Below are 1,022 nucleotides of genomic sequence, written 5' to 3' on the forward strand. Positions count from 1 at the left end.
GGGGCGCGGGGGGGGTGCCCGCGTGCGAGCGCGTCTCGCCCCGCGGCCTCCCCCCAGCCCGCGCCCCGCCCCCGCGCCCCCCCCCCCCCCCCCGGCGTCTCGACCGCCTGCCAGCCACTCCAGGTGTGGACCAGGGTGCTCACCACGGCGTGCTCCGGCGGACGCTCGGCGTACTGCGGATACTTCGCCCGCAACCACCGCAGCGGCTCCGCCCGGTCGGCGTCGTCGGTGAGCACCCTGGCCACGCCGTCCGCCCGAGCCCACCACAGCCGCGACCAGTCCTCGTCGTAGCCGTCGGCGAGGAAACACACCGCCGGGTTCGCGGCGATGTTCCGCAGCCGGCGCAACGCCGTCGTGCTCTTCGGCTTGTGGTCCACGGCGAACACCACGACGTCCCCCGACACCGCGAACGTCACCGGCACCAGATGCGGCACGCCGTCGGCCGACGCCGTCGCGAGCCTCGCCACCCGCGTCGCGGTGAATCGCTCCCTGGCCTGGCCGGGTGACATGCGCATACAGTTCACCCTACCGCCGGAAAAGATCACGGCCCCTGTGGACGAAACCCACCCACACAGCCACCACGACCGTTGACGAGTGTCATCATCGGACGGCTCATTGCGCCTTGGGGAGGAAGCTGCGTCACCCACCAGTTTGAGGCGCCGCACCAGGACTTGTGGTCTCAGCAGATATTAGTCACGGTGAATAACTCGAGTGAGGACCACACTGGACGGGGGACGAGATGGGCAAGCACGAGAACAAGAGCGATACCAACGGCTCGAACAGCAATCCGGATCGGACGCAGGAAATCAACAACTCGGGCGGTGGCGGGAAACACCGCGCCGAGGACAAAGGGAAGTAACCCGCAGCGCTCAGGAAAGCGCGGGGGAGTTCAGCGACAGGGGTGGGGCGGCGCGCGGGCCGCCCCGCCCCCCACCCCCCCCCCCCCCACGGGGGCGCCACACCCGCGCCGCACCCGACCAAACCCCCCACCCGCGCCCCCCCCCGGGGCGCCAGGGGCACCC

Annotated in this window: 1 pseudogene; it reads right to left on the reverse strand. The window is 71.6% G+C overall.

Annotated elements, in window-relative coordinates:
* Positions 1–110: 110 nt before the first annotated feature.
* A pseudogene (locus ACFWX1_RS33585) lies at positions 111–515 on the reverse strand (TIGR03668 family PPOX class F420-dependent oxidoreductase); the annotation flags it as partial.
* Positions 516–1,022 lie beyond the last annotated feature (507 nt).

The sequence above is a fragment of the Amycolatopsis sp. NPDC059021 genome, from assembly GCF_042739895.1.
In the GTDB taxonomy this organism is placed as follows: Bacteria; Actinomycetota; Actinomycetes; order Mycobacteriales; family Pseudonocardiaceae; genus Amycolatopsis.